Origin of the sequence: Arcobacter peruensis, from assembly GCF_003711085.1 — a bacterium.
In the GTDB taxonomy this organism is placed as follows: Bacteria; Campylobacterota; Campylobacteria; order Campylobacterales; family Arcobacteraceae; genus Poseidonibacter; species Poseidonibacter parvus.
In genome coordinates this window covers 2,754,918-2,769,460 of record NZ_CP032363.1, presented here as the reverse complement: position 1 = coordinate 2,769,460, position 14,543 = coordinate 2,754,918, and the positions used below count along the sequence as shown (strand labels likewise).

Annotated in this window: 8 protein-coding genes, 2 tRNA genes and 3 rRNA genes; 8 read left to right on the top strand and 5 right to left on the bottom strand. The window is 33.9% G+C overall.

Features of this window, described 5'->3' with window-relative positions:
• Nucleotides 1–5: 5 nt before the first annotated feature.
• From D3Z07_RS13750 to D3Z07_RS13735, 4 genes are read left to right on the top strand one after another with little or no spacing between them, the layout of a single operon-like run.
• A complete protein-coding gene (locus D3Z07_RS13750) occupies nt 6–989 on the top strand; it encodes a plasminogen-binding N-terminal domain-containing protein (RefSeq protein ID WP_076087698.1) in 984 nt (327 codons plus the stop codon).
• The gene (locus D3Z07_RS13745) at nt 989–2,374 is read left to right on the top strand and encodes an FAD-binding oxidoreductase (protein WP_076087702.1); all 1,386 of its coding nucleotides are present in this window, start codon (nt 989–991) and stop codon (nt 2,372–2,374) included. The genes D3Z07_RS13750 and D3Z07_RS13745 overlap by 1 nt, the downstream gene beginning before the upstream one ends.
• A 7-nt stretch (nt 2,375–2,381) precedes the next feature.
• Complete coding sequence (locus D3Z07_RS13740) at nt 2,382–3,185, top strand: YihY family inner membrane protein (protein WP_076087704.1); 804 nt, start codon at nt 2,382–2,384, stop codon at nt 3,183–3,185.
• Entirely contained in the window at nt 3,182–4,123 is a 942-nt protein-coding gene (locus D3Z07_RS13735) for a hypothetical protein (protein ID WP_122894161.1), read from the top strand. The genes D3Z07_RS13740 and D3Z07_RS13735 overlap by 4 nt, the downstream gene beginning before the upstream one ends.
• 97 nt (nt 4,124–4,220) lie before the next feature.
• Here D3Z07_RS13735 and rrf read toward each other — a convergent pair.
• The 5 genes from rrf to D3Z07_RS13710 form a co-directional block, all read right to left on the bottom strand.
• Nucleotides 4,221–4,336, bottom strand: a 5S ribosomal RNA gene (gene rrf / locus D3Z07_RS13730).
• A 158-nt stretch (nt 4,337–4,494) separates the two neighbouring features.
• Nucleotides 4,495–7,409 (bottom strand): 23S ribosomal RNA (locus tag D3Z07_RS13725).
• Nucleotides 7,410–7,711: 302 nt separating this feature from the next.
• Nucleotides 7,712–7,787: transfer RNA gene (locus D3Z07_RS13720), tRNA-Ala, on the bottom strand.
• Nucleotides 7,788–7,829: 42 nt separating this feature from the next.
• Nucleotides 7,830–7,906: transfer RNA gene (locus D3Z07_RS13715), tRNA-Ile, on the bottom strand.
• A gap of 98 nt (nt 7,907–8,004) precedes the next feature.
• Nucleotides 8,005–9,521: ribosomal RNA gene (locus D3Z07_RS13710) — 16S ribosomal RNA — on the bottom strand.
• The 16S, 23S and 5S rRNA genes sit together here with 2 tRNA genes alongside, the layout of an rRNA operon.
• Nucleotides 9,522–10,045: 524 nt before the next feature.
• Between D3Z07_RS13710 and galE the strand changes: the two genes are divergently transcribed.
• The 4 genes from galE to D3Z07_RS13690 are packed head-to-tail and all read left to right on the top strand — an operon-like array spanning nt 10,046 to nt 14,490.
• Nucleotides 10,046–11,053, top strand: coding sequence for a UDP-glucose 4-epimerase GalE (gene galE, locus D3Z07_RS13705; RefSeq protein WP_122894160.1), 1,008 nt, complete (start codon nt 10,046–10,048; stop codon nt 11,051–11,053).
• Nucleotides 11,053–12,429 carry a phosphomannomutase/phosphoglucomutase gene (locus D3Z07_RS13700; RefSeq protein ID WP_122894234.1) on the top strand — a complete coding sequence of 459 codons (1,377 nt, stop codon included), beginning with the start codon at nt 11,053–11,055 and terminating at the stop codon, nt 12,427–12,429. The genes galE and D3Z07_RS13700 overlap by 1 nt, the downstream gene beginning before the upstream one ends.
• Before the next feature lies 1 nt (nt 12,430).
• The gene (galU, locus tag D3Z07_RS13695) at nt 12,431–13,288 is read left to right on the top strand and encodes a UTP--glucose-1-phosphate uridylyltransferase GalU (protein WP_122894159.1); all 858 of its coding nucleotides are present in this window, start codon (nt 12,431–12,433) and stop codon (nt 13,286–13,288) included.
• Nucleotides 13,288–14,490, top strand: a complete 1,203-nt coding sequence (locus D3Z07_RS13690) for a glucose-6-phosphate isomerase (RefSeq protein WP_122894158.1) — start codon at nt 13,288–13,290, stop codon at nt 14,488–14,490. The genes galU and D3Z07_RS13690 overlap by 1 nt, the downstream gene beginning before the upstream one ends.
• The last annotated feature ends 53 nt before the right edge of the window (nt 14,491–14,543 follow it).

Genomic DNA, 14,543 nt, shown 5'->3' with positions numbered 1-14,543 from the left:
AAAAAATGAATAAATTTTTACTAATTGCAGTAACAACATTACTATCAATGACAATTGCTAATGCAAAAACTACAGTATGTTATAAAAAAGATTGGAATTCTCCTTCTACAATTGAAACAACTTCATTAGATGGTGGAGAATGTGCAAGTAAATATTCAATAAAACAAATGAAAGATATGGGATGGAATGTATTAGATATTAAAATAGATTCTTCTGAAAATAATTTAAGTTATCAGTATCTTTTAACAAATGATGCAATCAATACAAACAGCACTCAAGAAGTAAAAGTTGCTTCAAATACAAATAATCAATTATCATTTAAAGCAATTGGTGCAAAAATTGTTGATGTAAAAGATAACAAAACTACTATTGATATTGGTAATTTAATTATTGGTCAAAGTGGTATAGTTATTCATATTTATGATAATGACAAAAGATTAATTGTAGCAAATGCAGAAGTTATCGAATCAAATGAAACATCATCTGTTGTTAAATTTTCTGAATTTAAAGATATAAAACAAGATGCAATTCCTACATCAAATAGAACTGTACAAAAAGATGATATTTTAGTTTTAAACTATTTATATACAGCATCATTACTAATTGCTCCTAATTTAGAAACATTCCAAACTGTAAGAGGAAGCTTTAAATACAATAACTTTTTACATTCAGACATTTTTGCTACTAAATTAAAAATAGATAATATGCCTTTTTTAACAAAAAAATATATTCAAAACTATGCTATTAATCAAAATTTAGGAACTATATTTTTAGTTGCCAATCAAAAAGTTAATGTATTAGATACAAAAACTTTAAAAATATTAACAAGTTACGATATTGCTTATGACACAAGTAAAACTGAGATGCCATTTTATACAAGAGTTACTGATATTGAAAAATCTAATTTAGATATAGATTTTAATGTATTTACTAGTAAAGAAAACCTAAGTTATGATCAATACTACAAACAATTATTAGGGTTAAAATAATGATAGAACAAAGACATTTAGACTTCATTACAAATATTGTAGGAAGTGAAAATATAAAAAGTGATAAAGCACACTTAATTGCTTATTCTTATGACGCAACTAAAACTAGATTTGAACCAGATGCTGTTGTATTTCCAAGACATGAAGAAGATATCTCACAGATATTAAAATATTGTAATGAACATGAAGTAGTAATTGTTCCAAGAGGTGCAGGTTCAGGCTTTACAGGTGGAGCTTTACCTGCAAATGGTGGGATTTCACTTTCACTAGAGAGACATATGGATAAGCTTTTAGAAATTGATATGGAAAATATGGTTGGAGTTGTTCAACCAGGTCTTATTAATATGGATTTTCAAAAAGCTGTTGAAGCTGTTGGATTATTTTATCCGCCAGATCCAGCTAGTGAAAACTACTCTACTTTAGGTGGAAATGTTTCTGAAAATGCTGGTGGAATGAGAGCTGCTAAATATGGAATTACAAAAGATTATGTAATGGCATTAAGAGCTGTTTTACCAAATGGTGATATTATAAAAGCTGGTAAAAAAACTATTAAAGATGTTGCAGGTTATAACACTGCAGGAATTTTAATAGCAAGTGAAGGAACACTAGCTGTTATTACTGAAATTACTCTAAAATTAATTCCAAAACCAAGACATAAAAAAACTTATATGGGAATTTTTCCAAGTGTTGAAAATGCTATGAATGCAGTATTTAAATCACTTGCAAAAGGCGCAAATCCTGTTGCTATGGAATTTTTAGATTCACTTGTAATTAAAGCCTTAAGAGATAAGTTAAATGTTGATTTACCAGAAGAAGCAGGTGCTATTTTAATTGGTGATGTAGATGGTAACTTAGAAGATGAAGTAATTTTTCAATTAGATACTCTAAAAGAATCTTTTTTAGAAAATGGTTCTACTGATTTTATAATTGCAGAAAATGAAGAAGAAGGTAATAAACTTTGGTTTGCAAGAAGAAATGCATCACCAGCAGTTACAATTTATGGAACAAAAAAACTTAATGAAGATATTTCAGTTCCACGATCAAAACTTCCAGAAGCCTTAGCAGGTATTTATGAAATTGGTGAAAAATATGGTTTCCAAGTTCCTTGTTTTGGTCATGCAGGAGATGGTAATATCCATGTTAATGTTATGGTAAAAGATAAAGACAATGAAAAAGAAATGGAAGATGGTCATAAAGCCATTGAAGATATTTTCCAATTTGTTGTAGATATGGGTGGAACTTTAAGTGGTGAGCATGGTATTGGTACTTCAAAAGCACCATTTATGTCAATTGCATTTAATGATGAAGAAATGAATCTATTTAGAAGTATTAAAAAGGCTTTCGATCCAAAGAATATTTTAAACCCAAATAAAATGGGATTATAATGTAAATATGAATGAAAACAATAGTGAAAAAAGTTTAGCAAAAAAGACTCTAGATTTATTAGATTCTTTTTTCAATGATGATACAACATATTATGCAGCATCATTAAGCTTTTTTACTATATTTTCAATTCTGCCTATAATTGCATTATTAATAGCAATAATATCTAACTTTCAAGAATTTGAAAGCTATCTCGAAATATTTACTTCATATATATTTGATATTATAAACCCAACGCACTCAGAAGATATTATAAGTTCACTAAAAAATTATATTTCAAACTCTAATGAATTAGGAACCATTGGAATTGTATATATGCTTTTTGTATTTATAATGTTTTTTAAAGATTACGAATATATAGTAAATAAAATTCATAAAACAAAAAGAAAATCAATTCATATTTCTTTTATCTTTTATTCAATTTTTTTAGTATTAATTCCTATAATTTTTATAGCACTTAATATAATTGTATCTTTTTATAATAATACTATATTTGATAAATTTATATCATATTTATTTTCATGGTTAATTTTTTATGCTCTATTCAAATTTAGCGTGAATCGTAAAATAGATAATAAAGCAGCACTAATATCTTCTTTAGTAACACTTCTAAGTCTTTCTCTTACAAAAAATCTCTTTATATACTATGTAATTTATAATAAAACATACACAACAATTTATGGCTCACTAGCAACACTACTATTTACATTTTTTTGGATTTATATTTCTTGGATTATTTATTTATATGGAATAAAAATGTGTCATAAACTAAATTTAAAAGCAATCTTAAACAAAAAGGCAAATCAATTATGAAAAGAGTATTATTACCTTTACTTCTAGCAAATAGTGTAAATCTATTTGCACAAGATAACAACTCATATTTAGAGAATTTTCTTACAAGTACAAATGATCAAAGAAAAGATATTCACAACTATTTAATTGCTATATCAACTAACTTAGATAATTATGTTGATAATAGCAAAATTGATATGAACCAGTACTCTTCAACTTATGGGTTAATTCAGTTTTCAGCATTTCAAGACCAACATGGAAGTGTAAAATTTGATCAAAAAGTTAAATTAAAATTAAAACTTCCAAAACTAAAAGATAGATTTAGATTAGTATTTGAAAGTGATGAAATAGATGAAAATAAAGATTTTGTTGAAGACCATAAAACTAATAATAATGATGATTTTAATTTAGGTTTATCTTATGAGGCTTTAAAGAAAGATTATAAATTTAAAGCAAAAGTTGGATTAAAATTAAGAAGTAAACTTGACCCATTTTTAAAACTTAGTTTAAACAGAACATGGGAAGATATTTATTATGATGTAGATTATACTTTAGGTCAAACATTAAAGCAATCAGTTATTAAGAAACTTGAATCTACTTCATATATGAGATTTGATAAAAGTCTAAATGATTACTATTCATTACATAATTATAGTGAATACTATTGGCAGTCAGAAGAAAGTAGAAATAGTCAAATAATTAACTCAACTTATTTAAACCAACAAATCAATTCAAAGAACTATCTTATATATACTGTATCAACAAATATAGATAATCAAGATACAAACCTAAGAATAAAAAGAAATACACTACAAATCCATTATAGACACTTTATAAAGAAATGGTTATACGTAGATACAATTCCTGAGAATTATTATAGCTATGATAATAATTTTAAACCAAGATACGCAATAAGATTTAATTTAGGGATATATTTTAATAAGAGTTCATATAATTAGAGTAAAAAGCTAAAACCCGAAAAAGAGGCTAAAAAAAAAGCTTACCAAATAACAATAAAGATTGTTAGTTGATAAGCTAATTGAATAAATACTCAAGAGCTGGCAGCGGCCTACGTTTCCACAAGGGGACCCTGCAGTATTATCAGCGATGAAGAGCTTGACTTCCAGGTTCGAAATGGAGCTGGGTATTTCCTCTTCTCTATAACCACCAGCAAAACTGAGTAATCAATATACTATAGAAGTATACTCATTACTCAACTTAATCTGTGAGTAAAGATATTAATAATGTTAAAGTCAACACATTTTATTTTTTATTCATACATTGCGTACACTTAATAAGATAGTAAACCAAAGAATACTAAATTTGAATTATAAATAAGCCAAACGATCTATTAGTACTAGTCAGCTAAACGTCTTACAACGCTTACACATCTAGCCTATCAACCAGCTAGTCTTGCTGGGATCTTCAGGGAAAGTTAATCTTGGAGTTGGCTTCGTGCTTAGATGCTTTCAGCGCTTATCTCATCCGTACGTAGCTACCCAACGATGCTCTTGGCAGAACAATTGGTACACTAGTGGTACGTTCATCCCGGTCCTCTCGTACTAGGGACAAATCTCCTCAACTTTCCTACGCCCACGGAAGATAGGGACCGAACTGTCTCACGACGTTCTGAACCCAGCTCGCGTACCGCTTTAAATGGCGAACAGCCATACCCTTGGGACCTGCTTCAGCCCCAGGATGCGATGAGCCGACATCGAGGTGCCAAACCTCCCCGTCGATGTGAGCTCTTGGGGGAGATCAGCCTGTTATCCCCGGCGTACCTTTTATCCTTTGAGCGATGGCCCTTCCACACAGAACCACCGGATCACTATGACCGACTTTCGTCTCTGTTCGACTTGTATGTCTCACAGTCAAGCTAGTTTATGCCATTATACTCAACTGGCGATTTCCATCCGCCATGAACTAACCTTTGTAAGCCTCCGTTACTTTTTAGGAGGCGACCGCCCCAGTCAAACTACCCACCAGACATTGTCCTGAACGAGGATAACTCGTCCCAGTTAGTAACTCAAATATTCAAGGGTGGTATCTCAAGGATGGCTCCACTAGAATTAGCATCCTAGTTTCATAGCCTCCCACCTATCCTGCACATGAATATCCAAGCTACAGTGTCAAGCTGTAGTAAAGGTGCACGGGGTCTTTCCGTCTTTCCGCGGGTAGGAGGAATTTTCACCTCCACTACAATTTCACTGGATCCCTGGTTGAGACAGCTCCCATCTCGTTACGCCATTCATGCAGGTCGGTATTTAACCGACAAGGAATTTCGCTACCTTAGGACCGTTATAGTTACGGCCGCCGTTTACTCGGGCTTCAATCAAATGCTTCGATAAATCTAACATCATCAGTTAACCTTCGAGCACCGGGCAGGCGTCACACCTTATACATCCTCTTACGAGTTAGCAAAGTGCTGTGTTTTTGGTAAACAGTCGGGAGGGACTCTTTGTTGCAACCTCTCTAGCTTTCGGAAGTAAATTCCTATACCAAAGTAGGCACACCTTATACCGAAGATACGGTGCTAGTTTGCAGAGTTCCTTAACCAGGGTTCTTCCACGCGCCTTAGAATACTCATCCCACCCACCTGTGTCGGTTTACGGTACGGGCAACAAACAATATGCTTAGTGGCTTTTCTTGGCACGACAGTATCATCGATTCTCCATCTCCTCCGAAGAGTGTCAGGAGCCTGTAAGATCTCGGTCTCATGTAATCCGGATTTGCCTAAATTACGACCTACGTCCTTCGACCCACTATTCCATCAGTGAGCTCGATTAACTCTATGCGTCCCCACATCACGCTTGTTTGTTGGTATTGAAATATTAATCAATTTGCCATCGTCTACCCCTTTCGGACTCGACTTAGGACCCGACTAACCCTACGATGACGAGCATCGCGTAGGAAACCTTGGGTTTTCGGCGTTGAGGATTCTCACCTCAATTATCGCTACTCATGCCTGCATGCTCACTTCTATCCGCTCCAACGCTCCTTACCGGTACATCTTCAACGCTGAATAGAACGCTCTCCTACCACTCAATATAAATATTGAATCTAAAGCTTCGGTGCATATCTTAGCCCCGTTATATTTTCCGCGCAGAATCACTAGACCAGTGAGCTGTTACGCTTTCTTTAAAGGATGGCTGCTTCTAAGCCAACCTCCTGGTTGTCACAGTAACTCCACATCGTTTTCCACTTAGATATGACTTTGGGACCTTAGCTGTTAGTCTGGGTTGTTCCCCTCTCGACATAGGATTTTATCACCCTACGCCTGACTCCTGCGATTACACATATAGTATTCATAGTTTGATAGGGTTTGGTACCGCGGTAAGCAGCCCTAGCCCATTCAGTGCTCTACCCCTATATGCTACTACGCAAGGCTATACCTAAATATATTTCGGAGAGAACCAGCTATCACGAAGTTTGATTGGCCTTTCACCCCTATCCACAAGTCATCCGAGCACTTTTCAACGCACACCGGTTCGGTCCTCCACTGGCTCTTACACCAGCTTCAACCTGCTCATGGATAGATCACTTCGTTTCGGGTCTGCAGCATCTGACTAAGTCGCCCTATTAAGACTCGCTTTCGCTACGGCTTCGCACTTGGCTTAACCTTGCCAGACACCACAACTCGCAGGCTCATTATGCAAAAGGCAGTCCGTCACCCTGATAAATCATAGGGCTCCGAATGATTGTAAGCTAATGGTTTCAGGTTCTATTTCACTCTCCTCGCTGGAGTACTTTTCACCTTTCCCTCACGGTACTTGTTCACTATCGATCTGTAAGTAGTATTTAGGATTAGAGGGTGGTCCCCCTAGATTCAGACAAAATATCACGTGTTCCGTCCTACTCAGGATACCAATAGAGCTATTGAACATTTCGATTACAGGAGTATCACCTTCTACGCTACAGCTTTCCAGCTATTTCATCTATATTCTCTAGTCTCACATCTTGGTCCTACAACCCCCTATGCAAGCATAGGGTTTGTCCTAATCCCATTTCGCTCGCCGCTACTTTGGGAATCTCTTTTGATTTCTCTTCCTCTGGTTACTGAGATGTTTCACTTCACCAGGTTTGCCCACTTTCGTGTAACATGAATCACTCCATGCTGGGTTGTCCCATTCGGAAATCTACGGATCAAAACTTCTTGACAGTTCCCCGTAGCTTATCGCAGTCTAGTACGTCCTTCATCGCCTCTTACAGTCTAGGCATCCACCATTAGCCCTTAATAGCTTATAATAAATAGAATTTAATCTATCGCATTTGATAATTATTCTTTGGCTACTATCTTATTAAACATACATCTCTGTATATCTATTAAAATAATAAATTGTGTTCTATCTAATCTCTTAGATAGTTTTTTAAATTGTTTATTAATTAATAACTGACAAATCAGTTTTCATTAATGAAAAAATTAAAAGACTTTAACATTATATTTTTAAATATCGTATTGGTAATTAAACCAAATATAAATACTTTTAATAAGTACTTATATTTAGTTTGAATAGCAAACATTTATCAGTGTAATTTGGTTTATATGATGGTGGAGAATAGCGGGATCGAACCGCTGACCTCCTACGTGCAAGGCAGGCGCTCTCCCAGCTGAGCTAATTCCCCATCGTAGTATATTATTTTATTAAGTTATAGATTATTTAAGAATGGTGGGCCTACCAGGACTTGAACCTGGGACCTCACGATTATCAGTCGAGCGCTCTAGCCAGCTGAGCTATAGGCCCCTATTACCTATTAAATAAATAATCTTTATAAACCGAACATAATACTCTTTATTGTTTTTCTTGACGAACTTAGAAACGAATCTAAGTTCATATCTCTGAAAGGAGGTGATCCAACCGCAGGTTCTCCTACGGTTACCTTGTTACGACTTCACCCCAGTTACTGAATCCACTGTGGAGGGTAGCTACTTTAGCATTCCCGCTTCGAATGAGTTCAATTCCCATGGTGTGACGGGCGGTGAGTACAAGACCCGGGAACGTATTCACCGTAGCATTGCTGATCTACGATTACTAGCGATTCCAACTTCAAGCAGTCGAGTTGCAGACTGCTATCCGAACTGGGAGATATTTTTGAGATTTGCTCCACCTCACGGTATTGCTGCTCTTTGTATACCCCATTGTAGCACGTGTGTAGCCCTGGACGTAAGGGCCATGATGACTTGACGTCGTCCTCACCTTCCTCCTGGTTACCCAGGCAGTCTCATTAGAGTTCTCAGCCGAACTGTTAGCAACTAATGACGAGGGTTGCGCTCGTTGCGGGACTTAACCCAACATCTCACGACACGAGCTGACGACAGCCGTGCAGCACCTGTATGATAGTTCTAGCAAGCTAGCACTATTACATCTCTGTTATATTCTATCTATGTCAAGTCCAGGTAAGGTTCTTCGCGTATCGTCGAATTAAACCACATGCTCCACCGCTTGTGCGGGTCCCCGTCTATTCCTTTGAGTTTTAATCTTGCGACCGTACTCCCCAGGCGGCACACTTAATGTGTTAACTGCATTACTGCAAGGTCTAGCCTCACAACAACTAGTGTGCATCGTTTAGGGCGTGGACTACCAGGGTATCTAATCCTGTTTGCTCCCCACGCTTTCGAATCTCAGCGTCAATAATGTTCCAGTAGATCGCCTTCGCAATCGGTATTCCTTCTGATCTCTACGGATTTTACCCCTACACCAGAAATTCCATCTACCTCTCCCATATTCTAGATAGAAAGTTTCAAAAGCAGTTCAATAGTTGAGCTATTGGATTTCACTTCTGACTTTTCTATCCGCCTACATTCTCTTTACGCCCAGTGATTCCGAGTAACGCTTGCACCCTCCGTATTACCGCGGCTGCTGGCACGGAGTTAGCCGGTGCTTATTCATATAGTACCGTCATTATCTTCCTATATAAAAGGAGTTTACGCACCGAAATGTGTCATCCTCCACGCGGCGTTGCTGCATCAGACTTTCGTCCATTGTGCAATATTCCCCACTGCTGCCTCCCGTAGGAGTCTGGACCGTGTCTCAGTTCCAGTGTGACTGATCATCCTCTCAAACCAGTTAAGCGTCATTGTCTTGGTGAGCCATTACCTCACCAACTAACTGATACTGTACAGGCCGATCTTCAAGCTATAAATATTTCCCTTGCAGACTTAAGTCTTAAAGGCATATAGGGTATTAGCAATCGTTTCCAATTGTTATCCCCTTCTTGAAGGCACGTTACCTATATATTACTCACCCGTGCGCCACTTAGCTGACAATTAAAGCAAGCTTTAATCCGTTCTCGTTCGACTTGCATGTGTTAAGCACGCCGCCAGCGTTCACTCTGAGCCAGGATCAAACTCTCCATAAATGAAGTGTGATACAAAGTTAACCTAAGTTAAGTTTTACATACACGTTGTTTGATACTGACAAATTTGTATTGTTATACAAAATTATCACTCAAATTTATAGACAAGAATTAATTCTTGTTATAATATTTTATTTTTTTTAAATCTATTTTATTTAGATTATATATTAGAGTATTATATTCAGTTTATAAAGATTACTTTACAAACTTCATTACATTGTTAAAGATCATCCAGTTCATCGGTCTTCCATCATTTGTTTTTGATGTCGTTCCTCTGTTTTTGGACGGGAATTATAGGGTATTATTCTACTCTTGTCAAGGGGTTTTTCTTATATCTGGCTTAAATTTGGAAAGTTTCCCATTTTATATGTTATTACTAGCTTTTCTTTGGGTTTTATTCTTTAGTATTAAACTTATACTACTGGTTAATTTTTATACAGTTAGAAATCTATAAATTACTTTTTTACAATAGAATAAGAAAGTTTATATTATAATTTTTTGATAAATTTTATGCAACAAGGAAAATAATGCAAATACTTATAACTGGAGCTGCAGGATACATTGGATCTCATGTAGTAAAGCAATTAATAGAAGAAACAAATTATGAAATAATTATTATTGATAATTTATGTACTGGTTTTGAAGACACTATTAAAACACTAAATAGTTTAGATGCTAATCATAAAAGAATAAAGTTTTATAATCAAGATTTATCTATTTGGAATGAAGTTGAAGAAGTATTTAAAGAAAACGAAATAAAAGAAATTATTCATTTTGCTGCATCTTTAGTTGTTCCCGAATCTGTTGAGTTGCCTTTGAAGTATTATCTTAATAATACTGCTAATACTTCTAACCTTGTAAGTTTAGCTGTTAAATATGGTATTAAGAAGTTTATATTCTCTTCTACTGCTGCTACTTATGGGGAGCCTGATAAAAAGTTTATTCCTGTAAATGAAACTTGTCCTACTAGTCCTATAAATCCTTATGGGAATTCTAAACTATTTTCAGAATCAGTTATAAAAGATACGGCTTTTGCAAATGAAGACTTTAAGTTCGTAATACTTAGATATTTTAATGTTGCAGGTGCTGATGTAAGAGAAAAAATCGGACAATCTACATTAAATGCTACTCATTTAATAAAAGTTGCGGCTGAAGCTGCACTAGGCAAAAGAGAAAAAATGGCTATTTTTGGTGATGATTATGATACAGAAGATGGTACTTGTATTAGAGATTATATTCATGTTCAAGATTTAGCTGATGCACACTTAAAAGCTTTAGAATATTTAGAATTAAATCCTAGTGATACTTTTAACTGTGGTTATGGTTATGGATATAGTGTTAAAGAAGTAATTGAAACTATGAAAAAAGTATCTGGTGTTGATTTTCATGTAGATATAGTTCCAAGACGTGCGGGTGATCCCTCTACACTTATCTCTGATAATACAAAAATAAAGACAAAAATGAATTGGGTTCCTAAATACAATGATTTGGAACTTATTTGTAAAACAGCATTAGAATGGGAAAAAAAGATTTAATGAGTGCATCTATATTTAGAGAGTATGACATACGTGGTATTTTTGAAAAAGAATTAAATGAGAACATCGTAAAAAAGATTGGTTACTATTTTGCAAAAGAACTTTTAGTAAAAATTCCTGATGCTACATTTGTTTCTGTAGGATACGATGCTAGACTTCACTCTCCACAACTTAAATATTGGTTAGCTTCTGGAATTAATCATGCAGGATTAGAAGTACTTGATATGGGACTTGTTCCTACTCCTGTGAATTATTTCTCTAATTTTGTTAATTTTGATGGTTTAGAGTGTGATGGTTCTATTATGATTACAGGTTCACATAATCCACCTGAATATAATGGTTTTAAAATCACTATAAACAAAGATCCATTTTTTGGTGAACAAATATATTCAATGGGTAGAGATATACTAAAAGATGAAAGTATTATTCCTGATAATACTACAACTATTGAAATAGATGCTAGAGCTAAGTATATTGACTATATTGTAAATCATTTTAAAGACTTAAAACTTGAGGATAAAAAGTTTGTATTTGATTGTGGAAATGGTGTAGCGGGAGTTGTAATAAGAGAGATTCTTGATAAATTAAATATCAAACATCATATTCTTTTTGAACAACCTGATGGAAACTTTCCAAATCACCACCCAGATCCAAGTGATGAGCATACTTTAGAAGATATTAAAAAAGAGCTCTCTTCTGGTGAGTTTGATTTTGGTTTTGCTTATGATGGAGATGCAGATAGAATCGCCCTACTTTCAAAAGAAAACAATTTTAAAGGTGATATTTTAGCAATATTCTTTTCAAGATTTATAAAAAATCCTACAGTAATTGGTGAAGTAAAATGTAGTCAAGTTATGTATGATACTATCAATTCTTACGGAAAAGCTATCATGTATAAGACAGGTCACTCAAACTTAAAAGTAAAAATCAAAGAAGAAAATGCATCTTTTGCTGCTGAAGTATCTGGGCATCTGTTTTTTAATGACAGATATTTTGGATATGACGATGCTATTTATGCGACATTTAGAGCTTTAGAGCTTATAGATAATGGCTTTGATTATGATAAAGAGTATGAAGCACTTCCAAAAGTTTTCTCAACACCTGAGATAAATATAACAGTAACTGAAGAGACTAAATTTCAAATCATTAATGATTTAAAAGAAGCTTTAAAAAATCCTCCATCATATTTTGAACCTATTAAAGACATAATAGAAGTAGATGGTGTAAGAGTAATTTTTGATAAAGGTTGGGGATTAGTAAGAGCTAGTAATACTACTCCAAAACTTGTAACAAGATTTGAAGCAAATACAAAAGAAAACGCAAAAAAATATGAAGAAATGTTAATAAAACTACTAAAAAACCAAGGAGAAAATTAAAATGATTAAAAAATGTTTATTCCCAGCAGCAGGATATGGTACAAGATTTTTACCAGCAACTAAAGCAACACCTAAAGAGATGTTACCAGTACTTACTAAACCACTTATTCAGTATGGAGTAGAAGAAGCTATCGAAGCTGGTATGACTACTATGGCAATAGTTACAGGTCGTGGTAAACGTGCTATTGAAGATCACTTTGATATCTCTTATGAGTTAGAGCATCAAATCCAAGGAAGTAGTAAAGAACCACTTTTAAAAGAGATTAGAGATGTTATTACAAAATGTACTTTTTCATATACTAGGCAAATAGAAATGAAAGGTCTTGGTCATGCAATCTTAACAGGTGGTGAAACACTAATAGGTCATGAGCCATTTGCTGTAATTCTTGCAGATGATTTATGTGATGCAAAAAAAGGTGTACTTTCACAAATGTGTGAGCTTTATAAAAAATACCAATGTTCAATCGTAGCTATAGAAGAAGTTCCAAAAGAAGAAACATATAAATACGGTGTAATTGATGGAAATGAAATCGAACCTGGTATTTTTATGATCAAAGATATGGTAGAAAAACCAGATCCTAAAGATGCTCCTTCAAATCTTGCTATTATTGGAAGATATATTTTAACTCCTGATATTTTTGAAATTATCAAAGATACAAAACCAGGAAAAGGTGGAGAGGTTCAAATCACTGATGCACTTCTTACACAAGCAAAAAAAGGTATGGTATTAGCTTTTAAGTTTGATGGAGAGAGATTTGATTGTGGTAGTATTGATGGCTTTGTTCAAGCTACTAATCACTTTTATAATAAATCACAAGCAAAATCAAAAGAGAATGCTAAAAAAGAGAGTAAGAAGTAATGGACTATTCAAAAAACTTTTATCAAATCAAATCAAATGAAGATATCTTTTATAAGATATCAAGAGAAAAAGAAACTGTAGGTTACTATAACCTTCCTTTTCAAGACACAGAAGAGATAAAAGAGTATGCTAAGACTGTACGTCAGCAAGATATTGTTGTAGTTGGTATTGGTGGGAGTTCTTTAGGAACTTATGCTATTCATAAGTTTTTACAACATAAAGAAAATATGAAAAAGCTTCACTTCTTAGAATCAACTGATCCACTAGATTTAGAAAGACGTATAAGTAAAGTAGACTTAAATGATACCCTTTTTATAATCATCTCTAAATCAGGTACTACAATAGAAACTGTAAGTATTTTAAAATATTTATCTAGTATCACTACTCTTGATAAATCAAATACTATCTGTATCACAGAAAGTGATAGTAAACTAAATACATACGCGCAAACAAATGAAATGAAAACTTTCGAAATACCACAAAACGTAGGTGGAAGATTTTCTGTATTTACAGCTGTAGGATTAGTACCTATGGCTATTATGGGTTTAAATATCGATGAGATTTTAACAGGATGTAAGACTATTTACAATGACTACTTTAATAAAGGTGACTACTACCTTTCTATTATGGAAAAAGCTAGATTTATCGTAGAGAATAAAAATAGATTTAATATAAATGTAGTTTTCTCTTACTCTTCATTACTTGAAGGTTTTAATAAATGGTATGTTCAACTTTGGGGTGAATCACTTGGTAAAAAAAATATAAACCTTACAAAACAAGGACTAACTCCTGTAGGCTTAACAGGACCAATAGATCAACACTCATTCTTGCAACTAATAATGGAAGGTAAAAGAGATAAGACTGTTACTTTTATAAAAGTAGAAGATTTTGAGAATGAACTTACTATTCCAGATATTACACTTCCTGGACTTGAAGAACTTGATTATATAAATAATATTAAATTTAAGAATATAATAAATGAACAAGCAGATGCAACAATAGAAGCTATACAAAATCTGAAAGATATTCCATGTGATATTATCACAATAGAAGCACAAGATGAATATAATATAGGAAAATTAATGTATTCTTATGAATTACTAACTTCAATAGTTGGAAGCTTCGTACAAATTAATACCTACGATCAGCCTGGCGTTGAAGCAGGTAAAATCATTCTAAAAGACAAACTAAAAAGTAAATAGTTCTGAAGAGAATAAAGTAAAAGCTAATATTAGATATTAATTCATTAGCTTCT

Coding starts and splice junctions, on each gene's coding strand:
- D3Z07_RS13745 (WP_076087702.1), top strand. CDS start 989: ATGATAGAACAAAGACATTTAGACTTCATTACAAATATTGTAGGAAGT.
- D3Z07_RS13690 (WP_122894158.1), top strand. CDS start 13,288: ATGGACTATTCAAAAAACTTTTATCAAATCAAATCAAATGAAGATATC.
- galU (WP_122894159.1), top strand. CDS start 12,431: ATGATTAAAAAATGTTTATTCCCAGCAGCAGGATATGGTACAAGATTT.
- galE (WP_122894160.1), top strand. CDS start 10,046: ATGCAAATACTTATAACTGGAGCTGCAGGATACATTGGATCTCATGTA.
- D3Z07_RS13735 (WP_122894161.1), top strand. CDS start 3,182: ATGAAAAGAGTATTATTACCTTTACTTCTAGCAAATAGTGTAAATCTA.
- D3Z07_RS13750 (WP_076087698.1), top strand. CDS start 6: ATGAATAAATTTTTACTAATTGCAGTAACAACATTACTATCAATGACA.
- D3Z07_RS13700 (WP_122894234.1), top strand. CDS start 11,053: ATGAGTGCATCTATATTTAGAGAGTATGACATACGTGGTATTTTTGAA.
- D3Z07_RS13740 (WP_076087704.1), top strand. CDS start 2,382: ATGAATGAAAACAATAGTGAAAAAAGTTTAGCAAAAAAGACTCTAGAT.